General features: G+C 37.5%; 17 protein-coding genes. 13 read left to right on the top strand and 4 right to left on the bottom strand.

Annotated elements, in window-relative coordinates; genetic code table 11:
- Positions 1–9 precede the first annotated feature (9 nt).
- The 8 genes from HCG69_RS07060 (at position 10) to HCG69_RS07025 (ending at position 8,939) form a co-directional block, all read left to right on the top strand.
- Complete coding sequence (locus HCG69_RS07060) at positions 10–1,290, top strand: hypothetical protein (protein WP_195661176.1); 1,281 nt, start codon at positions 10–12, stop codon at positions 1,288–1,290.
- Positions 1,291–1,379: 89 nt separating this feature from the next.
- A complete protein-coding gene (locus tag HCG69_RS07055; protein WP_195450312.1) occupies positions 1,380–2,486 on the top strand; it encodes an EpsG family protein in 1,107 nt (368 codons plus the stop codon).
- Positions 2,487–2,502: 16 nt separating this feature from the next.
- On the top strand, positions 2,503–3,483 hold the full coding sequence (locus HCG69_RS07050) for a glycosyltransferase family 1 protein (RefSeq protein WP_221649462.1): 981 nt from the start codon (positions 2,503–2,505) through the stop codon (positions 3,481–3,483).
- A gap of 14 nt (positions 3,484–3,497) precedes the next feature.
- Positions 3,498–4,601 (top strand): glycosyltransferase, encoded by a 1,104-nt coding sequence (locus HCG69_RS07045; protein ID WP_221649461.1) that lies wholly within the window; start codon positions 3,498–3,500, stop codon positions 4,599–4,601.
- A gap of 12 nt (positions 4,602–4,613) precedes the next feature.
- On the top strand, positions 4,614–5,705 hold the full coding sequence (locus HCG69_RS07040) for an acyltransferase family protein (RefSeq protein ID WP_221649460.1): 1,092 nt from the start codon (positions 4,614–4,616) through the stop codon (positions 5,703–5,705).
- 462 nt (positions 5,706–6,167) lie between these two features.
- The gene (locus HCG69_RS07035; RefSeq protein WP_195450316.1) at positions 6,168–6,986 is read left to right on the top strand and encodes a glycosyltransferase family 2 protein; all 819 of its coding nucleotides are present in this window, start codon (positions 6,168–6,170) and stop codon (positions 6,984–6,986) included.
- 8 nt (positions 6,987–6,994) lie between these two features.
- A complete protein-coding gene (locus tag HCG69_RS07030) occupies positions 6,995–7,891 on the top strand; it encodes an NAD(P)-dependent oxidoreductase (protein ID WP_221649459.1) in 897 nt (298 codons plus the stop codon).
- 97 nt (positions 7,892–7,988) lie between these two features.
- On the top strand, positions 7,989–8,939 hold the full coding sequence (locus tag HCG69_RS07025) for a glycosyltransferase family 4 protein (protein WP_221649458.1): 951 nt from the start codon (positions 7,989–7,991) through the stop codon (positions 8,937–8,939).
- Positions 8,940–9,114: 175 nt separating this feature from the next.
- Here the strand turns inward: HCG69_RS07025 and HCG69_RS07020 are convergent, their stop codons facing one another.
- Positions 9,115–10,893 carry a cell wall metabolism sensor histidine kinase WalK gene (locus HCG69_RS07020; protein WP_221649457.1) on the bottom strand — a complete coding sequence of 593 codons (1,779 nt, stop codon included), beginning with the start codon at positions 10,891–10,893 and terminating at the stop codon, positions 9,115–9,117.
- 184 nt (positions 10,894–11,077) lie between these two features.
- Positions 11,078–11,767: a response regulator transcription factor gene (locus tag HCG69_RS07015; protein ID WP_221649456.1), complete on the bottom strand. Its 690-nt coding sequence runs from the start codon at positions 11,765–11,767 to the stop codon at positions 11,078–11,080.
- A 231-nt stretch (positions 11,768–11,998) separates the two neighbouring features.
- Here HCG69_RS07015 and HCG69_RS07010 point away from each other — a divergent pair, with 231 nt between their 5' ends.
- Positions 11,999–13,192 carry a hypothetical protein gene (locus HCG69_RS07010; RefSeq protein WP_221649455.1) on the top strand — a complete coding sequence of 398 codons (1,194 nt, stop codon included), beginning with the start codon at positions 11,999–12,001 and terminating at the stop codon, positions 13,190–13,192.
- Between the two features lie 26 nt (positions 13,193–13,218).
- Here HCG69_RS07010 and HCG69_RS07005 read toward each other — a convergent pair whose 3' ends face one another.
- The gene (locus HCG69_RS07005) at positions 13,219–13,938 is read right to left on the bottom strand and encodes an SIMPL domain-containing protein (protein WP_221649454.1); all 720 of its coding nucleotides are present in this window, start codon (positions 13,936–13,938) and stop codon (positions 13,219–13,221) included.
- 168 nt (positions 13,939–14,106) lie between these two features.
- On the opposite strand from HCG69_RS07005, the gene HCG69_RS07000 reads away from it, so the two are divergent.
- The 3 genes from HCG69_RS07000 (at position 14,107) to HCG69_RS06990 (ending at position 17,693) form a co-directional block, all read left to right on the top strand.
- Entirely contained in the window at positions 14,107–14,931 is an 825-nt protein-coding gene (locus HCG69_RS07000; protein WP_002561442.1) for a DUF3805 domain-containing protein, read from the top strand.
- Between the two features lie 63 nt (positions 14,932–14,994).
- On the top strand, positions 14,995–16,860 hold the full coding sequence (gene abc-f / locus HCG69_RS06995; protein ID WP_221649453.1) for a ribosomal protection-like ABC-F family protein: 1,866 nt from the start codon (positions 14,995–14,997) through the stop codon (positions 16,858–16,860).
- A complete protein-coding gene (locus HCG69_RS06990; RefSeq protein ID WP_221649452.1) occupies positions 16,857–17,693 on the top strand; it encodes a histidinol-phosphatase in 837 nt (278 codons plus the stop codon). The genes abc-f and HCG69_RS06990 overlap by 4 nt, the downstream gene beginning before the upstream one ends.
- A 78-nt stretch (positions 17,694–17,771) precedes the next feature.
- Here HCG69_RS06990 and HCG69_RS06985 read toward each other — a convergent pair whose 3' ends face one another.
- Entirely contained in the window at positions 17,772–19,007 is a 1,236-nt protein-coding gene (locus HCG69_RS06985) for a fucose isomerase (protein WP_221649451.1), read from the bottom strand.
- A gap of 181 nt (positions 19,008–19,188) precedes the next feature.
- Here HCG69_RS06985 and HCG69_RS06980 point away from each other — a divergent pair, with 181 nt between their 5' ends.
- On the top strand, positions 19,189–20,388 hold the full coding sequence (locus HCG69_RS06980; RefSeq protein WP_002561446.1) for a pyridoxal phosphate-dependent aminotransferase: 1,200 nt from the start codon (positions 19,189–19,191) through the stop codon (positions 20,386–20,388).
- The last annotated feature ends 12 nt before the right edge of the window (positions 20,389–20,400 follow it).

Raw genomic sequence — 20,400 nt, 5'->3', positions numbered from 1 at the left:
TTTATATTTATGAAAAATTGTGTATTTACTATAGTTGCCACCAACTACGTTGGACTGGCGCAAGCTTTGCAGAAATCCATTGAAAAATATAATAAGGATGTTGATTTCTATATTGTTGTTGCAGATGAACCTGCTGGTGAAGTAAAATCAAAATTACCATGTAACGTATTTGTAGCTAAAGAAATATTGTCATATTCCGATTCGAAATGGTATGAAATGGCATTTAAGTATAATCTAACAGAGTTTTGTACTGCCATCAAGCCTGCTTCTATACAATATTTCTTTGCTAAAGGTTACAATAAAGTTATATATTTCGATCCTGACATTCTTACTTTTGACAGTTTGGATTTCGTTTGGAACAAGTTGAATGATTACAGTGCTGTTGTTACTCCTCACATATTAACGGCAGAAGTTGAATATTCGGGGAATTTAAAGGAACAGAGATTACTCTATTCTGGAGTATTTAATATGGGTTTTGGAGCTTTTAAACAGACTCGTGATGTTACTAATTTCTTAAAATGGTGGAAAAATCGTCTTGAAGACTATTGTTTTGCCGATTCTAATCTGAATTTGTTTACAGACCAGAAGTGGGTTGATATGCTTCCTTGCTTTTTAGGTACACAGCTATATGTGTCAAGAAATAAAGGGATGAATGTTGCTCCTTGGAATTTTCATGAAAGAAAAGTCATTCAAGGTACAGAAAAACTAAAAATAGGATCAAGACTGCTGGATGAAGAATTAGATAATTTGATTTTTGTGCATTACTCTGGATATAATTATAAATCACTCATATCGGGTGAAGTGATTCAACAGAATATATCGGACATCAAACAGTACGAAGATATCATTGTGCTTTTCAATGAGTATGGATCTGCACTTAAGCAAGCTAACATTGCAGCTTTTATAGACCAAAAATATACCTATAATTATTTTTCTAATCATACATATACCATTAGTCTGGCTGTTAGAAGATTATTTAGAGGGTTGGTTGAAAATGGTAATGATATAGAAAATCCATTTGATTGTAATTCAGATTTCTTTAACCGTTTAAGTAGTAAGGGATTTGTGAGAAAGAATCAAGAGTTTAACTCAGTAGTTTATAATGAACAATCGCAAAATACTCAAAAAACAATATCTCGAATTAATACTTTATTCGGTTTTGTATTTAAAATTATTGGTGCAGATCGATATTATAATTTGACAAGGGCATTGCGCAAATATGGAATTTGGGAAAATCATTCGTTTTTAATAACCAAAGGAACTGAAAGTTATAAATTCAGAAGACTTTAATTGTAGCATGTTTATTAAGGAATTTATTCGTAAAGGCAGCCATAAATTACAGATTGTGTGATTTATATACATTGATAGTCGTTAGTTGAATGTATTACATTACTTTTCTGTTTTTAGCGTTGTGCGCGTATATAGAGATAACAAAGGGGTGGACAAAAAGGTCCATAGGTACTTTATTAATCTTATGTATAGTATGGTTTATATTGCATGATGGTTTAAGGTGGGGGATAGGATCTGACTGGACACCTTATTATAAGTATTTTCAAAATTGTCTGATGTCAGATAATCGAACCGGATTTGAGCTTGGTTATGCTTTGATGAATAAGTTTGTTAGGGGCTTTACAGACAGCTATACTGTATATTTACTACTGCATGCAATTGTTGTATATTCAGTATTCTATTGGTTTACTAAAAAGTATTCACCCTATCCGCTAATGAGTCTTTTGGTATTATACTACTCGATGATAGGTTATTTGGGAATGAATAGGCAATACTTGGCATTAGTTATATGTTTATTGTCTGTTCCTTTTATACTAAGACATAAGTATATGGTAAGTATTGTTATTATTGCTTTTGCGTGCTTATTTCATATCAGTGCCTTAATGTTTGTACCTTTGTTATTCTTTACAAGACGAATTCCATCTCAAATTATATGGTTTTCTTTGTTAATAATTTCTTTGGTATCTATTTCGGGAGTAATCAACAAGTTGCCTTTTGAAATGTTATTTGTGGCAAGTGATGATTTGGATCATAAGATGTCTTTTTATATAGAAAATACTTCTGATTTCACTTCTTCAATTCCCTCAAAACTATTAGGTATCGCTCGTCGTGGCATAATAGTGTTCTCGGTTTTATTACTGCGGAATCGAATACCTTCTGTTGATAAGAGTTTTGATTTTGTTTTTAACGTAAGTCTTTTATCCTTACTCTTATATATATTTTTTAGTGGAACGGTTTTGCAAATATTAGTATCGCGCGGGGTATTATTTTACTCTATTTTTGAAGTGTTGCTCATCCCTTATTTAATTCGAATACTTAATAGTGTAAAAGCAAAACAAATTGCTTTTTGCTTTTTGATTATTTGGGGGTTATATTCTATGAATAAAAGTATGGATGCATATAGTTATCTCGGAGTTGATATATTTAGGCCATATAATGCCGTTTATATTGATTCTGAATATGTCGCATTACATTAATAATTGGAGTTGTATAATGAAACCTATTTTGTTCTTTCACAGAAATATCAAATGTGGCTTTAGTATAAATAAAGTATCACAGACTTTTATTCGAAAAATAGATGATTACCAAGAGTTTTATGCTCCTTTTAATCGTGCTGATGTAATAAGTCTGCTGAGGAATTTATTATTTGTTCTCCGGTATCGTAATAAACATGCAATAAACCATATAACAGGTGATATTCATTATTGCATTATGGCTTTATTAGGTTGCAAATCGGTTCTGACTATCCACGACACGAATATGTATGATTTCTGCAGGAACCCGCTGAAGCGATGGGTGTTTCGTTTGTTTTGGTTTAAGTTACCAATTAGATTTGCTGGGAAAGTGGTATGTATCTCTACTGAAACAAAACGTAGGGTACTGCAATTTTCTAAACGAAAGGATATAGAGGTGATCTACAATGCAGTAGATGATTCATTTCTTCGACAAAAAACTCAGCCTGTTCCATACCATAAGAAGCCCCATATTCTTTTGATTGGAACCAATGTTAATAAGAATGTGGTCCGCACAATTGAAGCATTGAGTGGCATTGAATGTCAGTTAATTATAATCGGCCATCTAAATGACGAAATATCTAATGCGCTCAAAAAGCATCAAATGGATTACATTATAAAAACAAAATTGAGAGATGCGGAGATTATCGAAGAATATCGGGCTTGTGACATCGTAAGCTTTTGCTCAATTTATGAAGGTTTTGGAATGCCTATTATTGAAGGGAACGCTATGGGGCGTCCTGTGATAACTTCTTGTATCGAACCGCTTATCGAAATTGCAGGTGATGCAGCCCTTCTTGTATCTCCTTACGATGTTGAAGATATGCGTCGAGGATTTTTGAACTTAATAAATGATTCCACACTGAGATTGCGTCTCGTTGAAAATGGATTAAAGAACATCATGCGTTTCCAAAGTCAGGAAATCGCTAAACAATACATGAATTTATATAAGTCGCTTTAAGTATAAACGAATTTATGAAAAAAATCATAGTAGTTTCTGCTGTGAATTTAGTAGAAGGTGGTACCTTAACAATTTTCAAAAATGCACTTACAGAGTTGAACGAACATTTTGCGGAAAGATATCGTATTATTGCCTTGGTACATGATAAAAAATTGGCTTATTTCCCCAATATCGAATATCTTGAGTATCCATGGGTGAAGAAGAGATGGATTAATCGTGTATATTTTGAATATTTCTTTTGTCGTTCACTCTCTAAAAAGCTTAACGCATATCTATGGTTAGCCATTCATGATATGACACCGGATGTAACTGCAACATTACGAGTTGTTTACTGTCATAATTCCACTCCTTTCTACCATCCAAAGCTATCTTCGATTAAGTATAGTTATAAAGAGTATCTCTTCTCCCAGTTTTATAAATACCTTTATCGAATAAATATCAAAAAAAATAATGCTGTAATAGTGCAGCAAAATTGGTTGAAAAAGGCTTTTATGGGGTTGTATAATTTAGAAGATAAGAAAATAATTGTGGCTAAGCCTTTTGAAAATCCTTCTCCTGAGGTAGAGATCTCATTGAGACCTGATAACAATAGTATTACTACTTTTTTCTATCCGTCTTTACCACGAACTTTTAAGAATTTTGAGATAATCTGTGAAGCTTCTAAGTTGTTGCTCCAAAAGGGGGTGAATAGTTTTAAAGTGGTGCTGACGATTGATGGAAGTGAAAACCGCTATACACGTGACATTTTAAAAGCTTATGGAAATATCAAGCAAATCAAATTTGCAGGATTAATGTCTAAAGAGAAGGTTTCGGAGATGTATGTCAAGTCATCTTGTTTGATATTCCCTTCGAAACTTGAAACATGGGGATTGCCTATTTCGGAATTCATTCCTTTTAATAAGCCAATGATTGTAGCCGACTTACCTTATGCATACGAAACTGCTATGGGAGCTAAACAAACCGCTTTCTTCAATACAGAATCGGCTGAAGATTTGATGGCTCGAATGAGTGAGGTTATTGAAGGGAACTTGAGTCATTTCAAATTAGTTCCTAAAGAGGCTGAATCTGATGATGTCGTGTATACATGGACAAATTTGTTTAATAAACTATTGAAATAGATCTTATATACCATGTTGGAGATAACAAATAATGATCAAGATGTTAACAAATCATTAATTGGAGGCAAAAGAAAGAAATGGGTAGATTTCGGCAAGGGAATTTCAATGTTTTTAGTAGTACTCTACCATAGTGAAGTCTATTACCCTGTCACAAATTATAATTTTAGCTATCTGTTTGCATACTTTAGGATGCCGTTTTTCTTTTTTCTTTCAGGCTATTTATTTACATCTAACTACCTGCAATTTTCGCTGAAACGTAAGATGCTTCAAATTTTACGAGGAATCGTTTGGACATATCTGATATTTACTCTTATATTATTTGTTCCTAAATCTATCAGTCATAATATTCCTTTATCTGTTGGATTACAAGAAATTGTATTAGGTTGGGCTTCTTGGTTTGTGGTAGCTTTAGGTGTAGCACAGGTGATGTTCGGATGGGTATTAAGCAAGACTAAGAACCATAAAGCAATTTCTACCTTTAGTTTAGTGTGCCTGATATTGGGCTATTGTATTTCTATTTGGTATCCTGAGCGTTTGCCTTACTATTTCGATCGAGCATTATTAATTGTGCCATTCTTTGGATTGGGATTTTTTTATCGTATCTATGAAAATATAGTTGATCGATACGTACCAGTGAAATGGTGGGTGTTATTGCTTTTAGTAGTTTGTTATTTTGGTTTCTATATCTATGATTCGATGCATTGGCATACCATGACTTCGGCCTTCGGAGCCAAGGATTATCATAATTTCATGCTATATCTTTGCTATGCTGTTTTAGGTATTATGATGATGGTAAGGCTTGTGAAGCTGGTACCCCCTATACCATGGATTTGTTTTATAGGAGTTAATAGCTTGGTATTTTATTACTTGAATGGTGGAGCTATTACGATTATAGTTGCCATCTGTAATAGATTGAATTTACATCTGCCGATTGCTATTCAACAACAATTTGGATATATAGAGATACTATTTATGGCAGTTATCACCTCATTAATGATAACTGTTGTCGTAAAATTTATTCGCCGTTATTGTCCCGTGATGATTGGAGATAAGAATGCTTTTAATCATTGGGCAAAGATTTTTAGACTAAAAATTAAGTTCTGAGAAACAATCATAACTTGATTATTAAATTGAACATTAATAGCCATAGACATTATATTCCATTAAACTACGATATCGTCAGAAATGGCGGTAAAAGTAGTAAGAAAATGAGTGTAATCTATCAATAACCTTACGGAACGAACCTTACGAAAGCTGACCACTCAGTGTAACAATATGCTTCATTTCGGTAGTGACGAAGGGGTGAATATGGTAGCAGCTTATCATAGTGTTATAAGTACAGTGAAGTTTCATGGCCGATCGGCTTGGAATATTTGTGTGATTTTTTTTAAGAATATTTTTAATGGGTACAGAGGTTATGTTAATCTCACTCCTCGAAACATCGGTTTGACAGTAATCAACCGTTAATAAATCGTTTAAATTTTAATTATATACGTTTTTAGGCACTGAAAGTGCCTAAAATAGCGGAATGATCTAAATTGAGTATTAACTAAAACTTAGAATAAGGTGTATGAAATAACAGCTACTATTGTCACATATAGGAATCCTGATTCCATTTTGTTGAAAACTATCAATAGCTTTTTGAATACAAAAGTTGAAGTGCGGTTATATATTATAGATAATTCTCCAACAGATAGATTAAGGAATATTTGTAATGATCCTCGTGTAGAATATATTTTTATGAACTCTAACAATGGCTTTGGAGCAGGGCATAATGTGATTTTACGTAATGCATCCAAAATGGGGAAATATCATTTAGTTTTAAACCCTGATGTATTTTTTGAAAAGGGAACATTGGAAAAATTGTATGATTATATGGAAAATAATCTGGATGTTGGAAATGTAATGCCTAAAGTTATTTTTCCAAATGGTGAACTTCAATATTTATGTAAACTATTACCTACTCCTCAAGACTGGATTGTTAGAATGTTTATTCCTATAAAAAAGATAAAAGAAAGAATCGATTATAATTTAGAAATGCATTTCGCGGACTATGATAGCGAGATGAATGTACCATATTTATCAGGTTGTTTTATGTTTTTACGTAAAACTGTCATAAAAGAAATCGGTGTGTTCGATGAGGGTATTTTTATGTATGGTGAAGATACTGATTTGAATAGACGAATTTATAAGAAATATAAAACGATGTATTATCCCAAAGCAGTCATAACCCATAATTTTGAGAAGGGGTCTCATAAAAATTTTAGATTATTGTGGATTCATATTAAGGCTGCTATATATTATTTGAATAAGTGGGGATGGTTTTTTGATAAGGAACGTACTTTAATAAATAGAAAAACAAAAACTATTTATTCAGTAAAATAATCACTTCTATGAATCTTCTATTTACAGGAGCTTCTGGCTTCCTGGGCAATAACATTTATCCTCTATTAAAAGATAATTATTCTATTGCTACTATCGGATTGGCTTTACAAGATAATTATTCCGCCAATTTAGCTATAGAAATACCTAATCTAACAGAAAAGTATGATATTGTTCTTCATGCTGCCGGTAAAGCCCATTCAATCCCTAAAACAGAGGAGGAAAAACAGGCTTTTTTTGATGTCAATTTACGAGGCACTAAGCATTTATGTACTTCCTTAGAAAATAGTGGTGTACCCAAAGCCTTCATCTTTATTAGTACTGTTGCTGTTTATGGCTGTGATTATGGCGAGAATATAACAGAGGAACATCCTTTAAATGGAATGACACCTTATGCCTTAAGTAAAATACAAGCAGAGCAATATTTACAGGAGTGGTGTAATAAACATCATGTGACTTTAGGAATTATTCGTCCTTCATTGATTGCAGGGCCTAATCCTCCGGGAAATTTAGGTGCTATGATCAATGGGATACGTCATAGTAAATATTTCAGCATTGCTGGTGGTAAAGCCCGGAAAAGTGTTTTGATGGTGCAAGATATTGCGAATTTGATCCCATTATTAGCAGAGAAAGGGGGAATCTATAATGTTTGTGATACTTATCAACCTACATTCCGGGAATTAGAGTCCGTGATATGTAGGCAACTTGGTAAGTCAATGCCGCTTTCCATTCCGTATTGGTTGGCAAAAAGTATGGCTGTTGTTGGTGACTGTTTTGGAAGCAAAGCACCTGTTAACTCTTTAAAACTGAATAAAATAACCAAATCTTTGACTTTTAGTAATGAGAAAGCAATGCGTGAATTGGGGTGGAAACCAATGAATGTATTGGAGAATTTTAAAATTGAATAGCTATGCTTTGGGGAGTTATAGGAGGTTTGCTTGCTCTTGTTATTTTAATCTTTAGTGGCCTCCAACTGTGGTTTTATCTGATTAATAAAAACGAATAATGTATTATTTAACAGTCTTAGTTCTGCTTTTCCTGGCAGAACTTTTTTATTTCCGTATTGCTGATAAATGCAATATCATCGACAAACCCAATGAACGCAGTTCACATACCCGGATCACTTTACGGGGTGGGGGGATCATCTTTTATTTTGGTGTATTAGCCTATTTCTTCACGAACCATTTCGAATATCCCTGGTTCATGCTTGCCCTGACGCTGATCACTTTTATTAGTTTTGTAGATGATATCCGTTCTACTTCTCAGGTATTGCGATTGGTGTTTCATTTCTCCGCTATGGCTTTGATGTTCTATCAATGGGGATTGTTTTCTCTTCCTTGGTGGACAATCCTTGTCGCGTTAATAATATGTACCGGTATCATCAATGCTTATAACTTTATGGATGGTATTAATGGTATCACAGGCGGATACTCTCTGATTATTTTAGTAGCTCTTGCCTATATAAACAGAGAGATTGTTTCTTTTGTGGAACAAGAATTGATTGTTACTGTTCTTTGTTCCGTACTGGTCTTCAATTTCTTTAATTTCCGAAAGTGTGCGAAGTGTTTTGCCGGTGATGTAGGTTCGGTGAGTATAGCATTTATCGTTTTGTTTCTTATCGGTAAGCTGATAATCAAGACGGAGGATTTCAGTTGGATTATACTGTTAGTTGTGTATGGAGTAGATAGTGTACTTACCATTATCCATCGCCTGATGCTTCATGAGAATATTGGTTTGCCGCATCGGAAACATCTGTATCAGATTATGGCAAATGAACTGAAGGTACCTCATGTGGCAGTTTCTTCTGTTTATATGATAGTACAGGCATTGGTGATAACAGGATATTTCTATCTTCAGGAATATAGCTATTGGTATTTGTTAGGGAGTATACTTATCCTAAGTGGAATGTACATATTGTTTATGCGGAAATATTTCCGTTTACATTTCTTGATATAATATAATTCTTCCAATTACCTCTCTTTATCTAAATTATAATTATTATATTTACAATAATTGTAAATGTGATAATCTATAGTATGCATATAGCTAATCCTTTTGTTGTTGGAGGATACTTTTTGGGGGAGAAGAATCGATTCAAAAGTGCATGTGTTAAGAACCACGCAATTTTTTCTTATTTCTCTTTTGCCAATGTAAACACAAATTCCAGTCCTCCGCCCTGATTATTTTTCGCTGAAATACTTCCTCCGTGAATAATCACTGCATTCTTCACAATAGCAAGTCCTAACCCTGTTCCGCCTAATTTGCGTGAGCGTCCTTTGTCAACCCGGTAGAAGCGTTCGAACAAACGGTTCAAGTGCTCGGGAGAGACACCTATACCGGTATCTGCAAAACTGAAATAGTAGAAGTTCTCGTCTTCACGGAAACAGTTGATATGGATATGAATGTCACTCCCTGCATAAGCAATGGCATTATCCATTAGATTACGGAAAATAGAGTAGAGTAGGGAGTAATTGCCGCGTACTTGAATGTCTTTTTTCAAAGAGTTGACTACTGTAATGTGTTTCTCTTCTAATTCCAACGATACTTCATTGACGATATTGGTCACCAATATACTGATATTCACCTTTTCCATATCTATCATATTGGCTGCTTCATCCATGCGGGTCAGTACTGAGATGTCACGTAGCAGTCGGCTGAGGCGGTTACTTTGTGCATAACATCTCTCTAAGAACACGTTCATCTTGTCACGTGGGATATTGTCATTGCTGACAATTGTTTCCAGATACCCCTGAATACTACTGACTGGTGTCTTCAACTCATGAGCAATGTTCTGAGTGAGTTGACGTTTCAAACGTACCTGTTCCTCTTCCAAAGTGACATCATTAATACTTATTTCAAAACTCATATCCTGGAAGATGATACATTCTACGATAAAGTTTTTACCATTTTTGTTAATGGTGATGGACATTCGTTTCTCTTCCTTACCGGATGGGCGTTTGGGAGCTTTATTGATGAAGTCTGTGATCTCTTTCAGCTCACTGATAGTAAATACCTCCTCAGCCGTCTCAAGATTAGAGTCCGAAATAAGGTTGCTGTATTGTGTAAACAGGTTATTTACTAATATCTCTTTCTTGTCTTTATTAAATACCCCTAATCCTTCATGGGAAATCTGAAGGTGAGTGATTAGCTTCTCACGCTCAATGTAAAGAGCCTCTTTGGTCTCGTGCAGACGTTTGTATATCTGAATGATGTGTTGGGATATTTCTCCCAATTCGTTATGGGGGAAGGCCGATTGCATAGCCATTTCGATAGGTTCATTCCGGTCTGCCCGCATAGCAAATTCTCTCAGTTGGCTGATAGAGGTTCCTAACTTATTGGTGAATTTATAGAAGATAATAACCAGCAATAAAGTTACAATAGCAGTAAACCATATATAATGTGAATCCGCTTTCAGGTTGTTTATCAGACTGACATTATAAGGTAAGGCAGATCGTATAATATAATCTTTGTAGAGAGTAGCGGAATAAAAATAAGGTGTACCTGTAGTTTCGGAGGTGCGCCGTACATCAAAGCCATTGCCTGCCGTTAGAGATTTTGCCACTTCCGGACGATTAATATGGTTTTCAAACCGGGAGTTGTTTTTTTCATAGCTGTCATAAAGTACATTTCCATCCAAATTAATAACCGTCACACGAAGATCTTTCAAAGCATGACTACTGATATAGTCATTCAACTCCTTCTGCATAGAGGAAGAAGTAGGGATCTTCTCATGCAAACGGGCATTATAGTCCTGTAATTGTGAATGCAGGAGTTCTACCTTATACTCTTTTTCACGTTGATACTGGTAGGCTATAAAGCAGGCTGCAAAGACCAGAAACAAAGAGATGACCGAAAGAAAGAGTTTTCGGCTGAAAGAGAGAAAATGTTTTTGATTGACAGGTAGATTCATGATAAATAATTATTAAATAATGTGCTAATAGGCCAATGTGCCAATATGCCAATTGCTATGCAGCATGACAGCGCAGCCCATTGGCCCATTAGCATATTGGCATATTGGTAGCATGACAGCGCAGCCCATTGGCACATTGGCACATTAGCATATTGGCACATTATTATATTGACACATTATTATTTTATTCTGTTTCAAAGCAGTACCCATATCCTAAGCGGGTTACAATCCGCTTACCATAGATACCTATTTTTTTACGCAGTCGGGTGATATTGACATCAATAGTACGATCGAGTACATATACCTCATCACTCCATATCCGGGCTAAGATATCCTCGCGGGAGAATACGCGACCTTTGTTTTGTAATAACAGAAAGAGAATTTCAAATTCTTTTTTTGTTAATGCTACTTCTTCATCATCTATACTTACTTTCTTTTTGGTGATGTCGATAGTTAGAGTTTGGTAAGTGATCTGTTCCGGTGCTTTTTCTGTTTCTATAGTAGCAGTGCGGCGTAATACAGCTTTGACGCGGGCTATCACTTCACGCAAAGAGAAGGGTTTGGAGATATAATCGTCTGCTCCGAGATTGAATCCGGTAACCGTATCGTTCTCCGTATCTTTGGCTGTGATAAAGATAATAGGCACGTGGGCTGTTTTCTTATCTTTTTTCAGCATATTAGCCATCTTGAATCCTGAGATTTCTCCCATCATCACATCCAATAGTAGCAGGTTATAACTGCTGATGTCCATTTTCAGAGCTTCTTCGGCAGAATTGGCCGTGTCTACTTCGTATCCTTCATTTTCAAGATTGAATTTCAGAATCTCACAGAGATCTTCTTCGTCGTCGACAACTAAAATGCGGTAATCGTTCATAATTTAATAATTATTTAATGTGCCAATATGCTAATATGCCAATTAAAAGAAGATAATGCAACCAACAGGCATATTATTCATATTACAAATATAATCTTTATTTTATTTCGTTGCAAAGGTGAGACCTTTTTGTTACGACGGAGTGAAACACGTATTACAATTGCGTTACGACTTTCTGTTTTCCAACAAAAAAGAACTATCTTTGTTATATCTAAACAAACGGAAGACAAAATGATGAAAATAGATTTGAAACAGCGGAAACGAGAGGTGCTGGGTGTTATTGCCATATTGCTTATCATTGTGAGCGGTATGTCTATATACAAATGTACTTCTTTTCATTCCGGCTTTGAAATAGTGGATGATTTGGGTGGGAATATTTTCCCTTCTGCCATCTTGTCCGTAGCTACGACGGATGCACAGGTTATTGAACCGTCTGATTCTCTTTATATAGGCAATCCGAAATCGTGTATTGCTATAAGAGTAAAATCCCGCTCGGCTTATAGCCGGGTGCGCATTGAAGTGGCCGAGACTCCTTTCTTTTCACGTTCCGTGTCTGAATTCATTCTTGAGAAACCACGAAAAGAGTACACGATCTATCCTGATATTATCTGGAATTATGAAGCACTGAAAAATAATGTGCAGGCAGAGCCGGTCAGTGTGGTTATTACGGTAGAGATGAATGGTGAAGATATGGGACAACGGGTACGAACGTTTTCGGTACGTAGCGTCAATGAGTGCCTGTTGGGGTATGTTACTAATGGAACAAAATTCCATGATACCGGCATCTTTTTTGCAGCTTATGTCAATGAAGAAAATCCGATGATTGATAAACTGTTGCGTGAGGCACTGAATACCCGTATTGTAAATCGCTTTTTAGGGTATCAGAATACAACAGCCGGCGCGGTAGACAAGCAAGTATATGCTCTTTGGAATGTGCTTCAGAAGCGTAATTTTCGTTACAGTTCGGTTTCTAATACCAGCCTTTCGAGCAATGTGGTCTTTTCGCAGCGGGTACGCACGTTTGATGATGCATTGGAGTCTTCGCAGATAAACTGTGTGGATGGGAGTGTATTGTTTGCTTCTTTGCTTCGTGCCATTAATATTGATCCTATTCTGGTACGTACGCCGGGGCATATGTTTGTGGGCTATTATACAGATAACTCTCATAAAGAGATGAATTTTCTGGAGACTACAATGATTGGTGATGTTGATTTGGATGATTTCTTCCCGGATGAACAACTGGATTCTACCATGGTAGGCAAGTCACAGAATCAAATGTCGTTGCTTACTTTTGAGAAGTCGAAGCAGTATGCGAATAAGAAGTACAAGGAGAATGAAAAAGGAATTCACTCCGGCAGGCTGAATTATATGTTTCTTGAAATATCAAAAGACGTACGAAGAAAGATCCAGCCGATAGGAAAGTAGAAATGGTCCTATCGGCTGGCCTTGAGTTATTGGGCGGAGAGTATTTCGAAACGTGCTGTCATTTGATATCTCAGCTTGATTGTTTTAAAATTCTCCGGATTGTTATCATAACTTTGCAAAGCAACATTACTCATGGCGGACTGGGGTTGGAAATGATAGTAGTTTCTGTCTTCCGGTTCTATGATCCGAAGAACATTTCCGAGTTTCTGTCCCAAAGACTCTACCAGATAAGCGGCTTTCTGCCGTGCAGCTTTTAAGGCTTCTATCTTCCCTTTTGCACGATACTCCTGCATGTCTTTGTTCTTTAGTTCACCAATGTTCATCGACTGAATTCCTCTGGTATCGACATACTTTATAATCCGGTCTATCTGCCCGAAATTCTGTAGTTTTATATCAAATCTCTTGGCTATCAGAAAATCTTTTCCCTGTTCACGCCAATAGTCTCCTACTTCCTGGGTCTGAATATCTGTTTGGGGGATGCCGGCACGCTTTAAAGCGTTCATCAGGTAACGTTCAATTTCTGTTATGGGGACTTTCGTCTTGTAATCTTCCGGTTTGCTTTTTGCTTCGAACTCTTCCTGCCAGAATTCTTTTATAGTAATCATAAAATGAATTTCATCGGGAATGATTTCTACTTCGGAGCTTCCGGTAACTTCAATATAGCGGGCGTTTACGTCCGGTTCCTGAGCTGATAACGATACGATTCCCCCTAACCATAGGGCAATGAGCACTGCGAATGTTTTCATATTCTTCCTACTTTTAATTTATTGTATTTGTTGCCGAAGATAAGAGTTCTGTGAAGGAAAAACAAATGAGACAACATTTATTGTTTATTGTTTTTTGCATATCCGCTTTTGGAGTGTTATTTTTGTCGGAATATTATCTATTGCACAAAAGAAAAAGTCAGAATAAGTATGATACAAGGTAAGAAATTTATCTCTCCGGGAGCTTGGTTTACTATGATTTATCCTTCAACCTGGAGTGAGTTTGAAGATGGTGAGGGTTCCTTTCTTTTTTATAATCCCGACGTATGGACAGGGAATTTCCGAATTTCGGCTTTCAAAGCGGATGCTGCTGCGCGTGGTAGTATAAATTATGGAAGAGAGGCCGTAAAACAGGAATTAAAAGATAATCCTTCGGCTTCACTGGTGAAAGTTGGCAGGTTGGAATGTGCATATAGTAAAGAAATGTTTCAGGAAGAAGGAGCTTACTATACTACTCATCTGTGGATAACCGGTATAGATAATGTAGCCTTTGAATGTTCTTTCACCGTACCCAAAGGGGGCGAAGTGAAGGAAGCGGAAGAAGTGATTGCCACGCTGGATATCCGTAAAGACGGGCAGAAATATCCGGCGGAAGTAATACCTGTGCGTTTGTCTGAGGTTTATGTCATTAATGAAGGATATGAATGGACAGTAAACACCGTAAAGAAACAATTGAAGAAGGATTTTCAAGGATTGGAGGAAGATTTACCTAAACTCCAGCAGGTGATTGACAGTGGTGTGATCGGTAAAAAGAAAGAAGATTGGCTGGCTATTGGCATTACTGTTTGTACTATACTAACCAATGAAATAGAAGGTTTGGAATGGATGACATTGATTGATGGTAACCGGGAAGTGCCGGTGTTGCAGTATAAAGATGGAAAACTGATTGATCCTATGAAACTTTTGTGGAGCAGGGTAAAGGCAGGGGAAACGTATAAATTAGTGATAAGTGATCTGTTAGCGATGAGTGATTAGTGGGCTGCGCTGAGAGAGAAATCTTTGCTTATCACTAATCATTAATCACTAATCGCTAAAAAAATGACTCCTTATTTACAGATAGATAACCTTACTAAATCTTTCGGAGATTTAGTTTTATTTGAAAATATATCTTTTGGCATTGCCGAAGGACAACGTATTGGCTTGATAGCTAAAAACGGAACAGGAAAGACTACGTTATTGAATATAATCTCCGGGAAGGAGGGATATGATAGCGGGAATATTGTATTTCGTCGTGACCTCCGTGTCGATTATCTGGAACAAGATCCTAAATATCCTGAAGAACTTACCGTATTGGAAGCCTGTTTTCATCATGGTAACAGTGTGGTAGAACTGATCAAAGAATATGAACGCTGCATGGAGACAGAGGGACATCCGGGACTGGAAGAACTGTTGGTTCGTATGGATCATGAAAAGGCATGGGAATATGAGCAAAAAGCCAAGCAGATTCTTTCGCAATTGAAAATCCGTAATTTCGATCAGCAGGTGAAGCATCTTTCGGGTGGACAGCTTAAACGGGTAGCTTTGGCAAATGCTTTAATCACTGAGCCTGATCTGCTGATTCTGGATGAGCCTACCAATCACCTCGATCTCGATATGACGGAATGGCTCGAAGAGTATCTGCGTCGTACCAACCTTAGTTTGTTGATGGTAACGCATGACCGTTATTTTCTGGATCGGGTCTGCTCTGAAATTATAGAAATAGACAATCGTCAGGTGTATCAATATAAAGGAAACTACAGTTATTATCTGGAGAAGCGGCAGGAACGTATTGAGGCTACGAATGTAGAAATTGAACGTGCCAATAATCTTTATCGTACGGAACTTGACTGGATGAGACGAATGCCACAGGCTCGTGCGCACAAGGCAAAATATCGTCAGGACGCTTTCTATGAAATAGAAAAAGTGGCTAAACAGCGCTTTAATAATGATAATGTAAAGTTGGACGTAAAAGCATCTTATATTGGTAGTAAGATCTTTGAGGCCGATCATTTATACAAGAGTTTCGGTGATTTGAAGATACTGGAAGATTTCTCTTATATCTTTGCCCGGTATGAAAAGATGGGTATTGTTGGTAATAACGGGACGGGTAAATCTACTTTTATCAAGATGCTGATGGGGCAGGTACAACCGGACAGTGGTACGATAGATATAGGTGAGACCGTTCGTTTTGGATATTATTCGCAGGATGGGCTCCAGTTTGACGAACAGATGAAAGTGATTGATGTTGTGCAGGACATTGCCGAAGTCATAGAACTTGGTAACGGTAAGAAGCTGACAGCTTCGCAGTTTCTGCAACATTTTCTCTTTACGCCTGAGACCCAGCATAGTTATGTCTATAAACTGAGTGGGGGAGAGCGTCGTCGCCTTTATCTTTGTACAGTGCTGATGCGTAATCCGAACTTCCTCGTATTGGACGAACCTACCAATGACCTCGATATTATCACGTTGAATGTGCTTGAAGAATATCTTCAGAATTTCAAAGGATGTGTCATAGTTGTATCCCATGACCGTTATTTTATGGATAAGGTGGTAGATCATCTTCTGGTGTTTAACGGGCAAGCGGATATTCGGGATTTCCCGGGTAATTACAGTGACTATCGTGACTGGAAAGAGGCCAAAGCGCAGCAGGAGAAAGAGGCTGAAAAACCACAGGAAGAGAAGACAGCCCGTGTTCGCCTGAATGAGAAACGTAAAATGAGTTTCAAGGAAAAACGGGAGTTTGAACAACTGGAGAAAGAGATAGCCGGACTGGAAGCTGAAAAAGCAGCGATTGAAGAGCAGTTATGTAGCGGTATGCTTTCTGTAGACGAATTAACTGAAAAGTCTAAACGTCTGCCCGAAGTGAATGATTTGATTGATGAGAAAACAATGCGTTGGTTGGAATTAAGCGAAATAGAATCATGAATCTGACAAACTATCACAGTCATTGCCTGTATTGTGACGGGCGTGCTGATATGGATGCATTTATCCGTTTTGCAATTGCTGAAGGATTTACATCGTATGGTATTTCTTCTCATGCACCGCTTCCTTTCCCTACTGCGTGGACCATGGAATGGGATCAAATGGAAGATTATCTGGCTGAGTTCCGCCGGGTGAAAGAGAAGTATGCAGGCAAGATCGAATTCTATTCCGGTCTCGAAATTGATTATTTGAATGAGGAGAGTAATCCTTCGATAGCTCGTTTCCGTAAGTTGCCTCTTGACTATCGCATCGGTTCTGTGCATTTGTTATATAATGATAAGGGAGAAGTTGTGGATATTGATGTAGCTCCTCCTGTGTTTCGTAAGATAGTGGATGAGCACTTTCATGGTGACCTTGACCGGGTGATCCGTCTCTATTATGATCGCCAACTCCGTATGATGGAGTTAGGAGGTTTTGATATTTTGGGGCATGCGGATAAGATGCATTATAATGCGGCTTCCTATCGTCCCGGTTTGTTGGATGAACTGTGGTATGAAAACCTGATGCGTGATTATTTCACAACGATTGCCCGTTATGGCTATATGGTAGAGATTAACTCTAAAGCTTATCATCTATACGGTACATTTTTCCCAAATGAACGTTATTTTCCTTTGTTGAAAGAATTGGGTATCCGGGTGATGGTAAACAGTGATGCCCATTATCCCGAAAAGATCAATGCCGGACGTCCGGAAGCCTTGAAGGCATTGAAGCAGGCCGGATTTAAAACTGTAATGGAAATGCATGAAGGCGAATGGGTGGAATGTAGTATTTTGTAAATAAAATGCCAATATATGTAATGCCCCATTAGGTATATTCTAATGGGGCATTACATATATTATTATGGGAGGTTTCAGTTATTCTGTTCTTTTACATGTATTTGCCTGCAGGAATTCATTTAATAAGACTTCATAGTTGCCCTGTATCAGGATGTGATGATTGCCCAGTGGATTTTTCAGGAAATATTCGGCAGGAGTGTTCATCTTTATTCGTACCTGCGTACGGCACATATTGATGAAGTTCGTATTTTCCGTTAGTGTACCTGTTGACAGATAATATTCGTCCAGACATTCACCGCCACATTTCACAATGGTAACATCTCCTGTTGGTAGTAATCCCTGAATACCGATTCCGCTTTCTGTTTCAAAGTGGTTGCGAATAATATATTTTTCTGTTTGTTTTAAACCTATGGTACAATGAGCCAGAATCAATTCATTGGTGCGGGTATTAATCATCGAAGGATTTGCCATGAACCCAACCTTTCCGGTCAATGCTTTTGCTGTGAGAAGAGTAAATATAGATTGCAGATCACCTTCACATCCGGCAAGGATACCTTCATCATTCAACATTGCTAATGCCAGGCAACCGGTGGCACCTGTTTGTTCTATCATCTTAAAACAACTCAATGTGACGGCACTTAGTTTCTCTTCTTTGCATACCCTTTTGATAGCGCGGTAGAGGCGCATCGCTTTGAGCATATCTTCCGGAGTTCCTTCCCGGCAGGCCAATGCTTGTGAGGCAACAGCAGCACAGGAGGCTCCTACCTCATTGTCGGTGATACGGTCATAGATTTTATACACCCGCTCCAATGGTATATCAATGTACTCTACTCCCCATCGGCGTTTGGCCAGCAGATAATCTACATTGCTTGCTACTAGCCAGGAAGAGGGACTGCCAATCACACCGATACGGACACCAAAAAGTGAACGCTGTGCCTGAAAGTTATTATATAGGATATGTACACGTTTGATAATAGAGGTAAGTTCACCATGCAGAATCTCGCTTTTCATTCCCCGGTTGCGAAGCCAGGAAGATACCTCAAGTGCAGCGGCAAGTGAGTTTTGCATGCCATCTGCAAGGATTACAGCAGGACGGGGAAGAGATTCGAAGTGCTGTATGACCAGTCTTTCTACTCCTCCGGTGGCAATGAATATTATTTTAAAATCGTCATTGCTGAGTTTGTCAATATCTTCATAATTAACAAACCGTACAGTGAAGTATTTCTCTAATTCGCTTAGAATTGCTTCGTGCGAACTACGTATCGAAGATTGTTTGTGTAGTAATGATGCGAATGTGATGAGGTTTATGGTCATTATGGTATTGTTTTAGGTTTCATATATGACAAATGTATAGCTTTCTTTTCATAATACCATAACGTTTTTAACCTTGATAAGGTTTTTAAAGTTTTTATGTCTCTGTATCCGATTTATTGTGTACATTTGCCCCTTCTAATAAAAAAAGTGAATTGTAAATATATAAATTGTAAATTGCCTTATGCCAACAATCTCCATTCGCGGAAACGAGATGCCTGCATCTCCAATCAGAAAGCTGGCTCCTCTGGCTGATGCAGCCAAGCAAAGAGGGGTTCATGTGTTTCACCTGAATATCGGACAGCCAGACCTGCCCACTCCTCAGGTCGCGATTGATGCGATACGCAATATTGATCGTAAAGTGTTGGAATACAGTCCAAGTGCCGGATATCGCAGTTATCGCGAGAAGCTGGTGGGATACTATCAGAAGTTTAATATCAATCTTACTGCAGACGATATAATCATAACTTCCGGAGGTTCGGAAGCTGTACTTTTTTCGTTTCTCTCTTGCTTGAATCCGGGGGATGAAATCATTGTTCCCGAACCGGCTTATGCTAACTATATGGCATTTGCCATTTCTGCCGGAGCAAAGATTCGTACGATTGCTACTACTATCGAAGAGGGCTTTTCATTGCCTAAAGTAGAAAAGTTTGAAGAGTTGATCAATGAACGTACGAAGGCCATTCTTATTTGTAATCCGAACAATCCGACAGGGTATTTGTATAGTCGCCGGGAGATGAACCAGATTCGTGATTTGGTGAAGAAATATGACTTGTTTCTTTTCTCGGATGAGGTATATCGTGAGTTTATCTATACCGGTTCTCCTTATATATCTGCTTGTCATCTTGAAGGAATAGAGAATAATGTAGTATTGATTGATTCAGTGTCAAAACGTTATTCGGAATGTGGTATTCGTATCGGTGCTTTGATTACGAAGAACAAAGAAATACGTGATGCTGTTATGAAATTCTGCCAGGCTCGTCTGAGTCCTCCATTGATTGGCCAGATTGCTGCTGAGGCTTCACTTGAAGCCAATGAGGATTATCTGCGTGATACGTATGACGAATATGTAGAACGCCGTAAATGTCTGATTGACGGATTAAATCGTATTCCGGGGGTATATTCTCCCATTCCGATGGGAGCATTTTATACGGTAGCTAAGTTGCCGGTAGATGACTCGGATAAATTCTGTGCATGGTGCCTTTCTGATTTTGAGTATGAAGGTCAGACAGTATTTATGGCTCCTGCTTCCGGCTTTTATACTACTCCCGGTGCGGGAATAAATCAGGTCCGTATAGCCTATGTGCTCAAAAAAGAAGATTTGAATCGTGCCCTCTTTGTGTTGCAAAAGGCTTTGGAGGCATATCCGGGAAAGGTGATTTAGTGATAAGCGGAT

Source organism: Bacteroides sp. K03, from assembly GCF_019734355.1.
In the GTDB taxonomy this organism is placed as follows: Bacteria; Bacteroidota; Bacteroidia; order Bacteroidales; family Bacteroidaceae; genus Bacteroides; species Bacteroides nordii.
The sequence above is the reverse complement of the archived record's forward strand: the minus strand, read 5'-3'. Positions and strand labels throughout refer to the sequence as shown.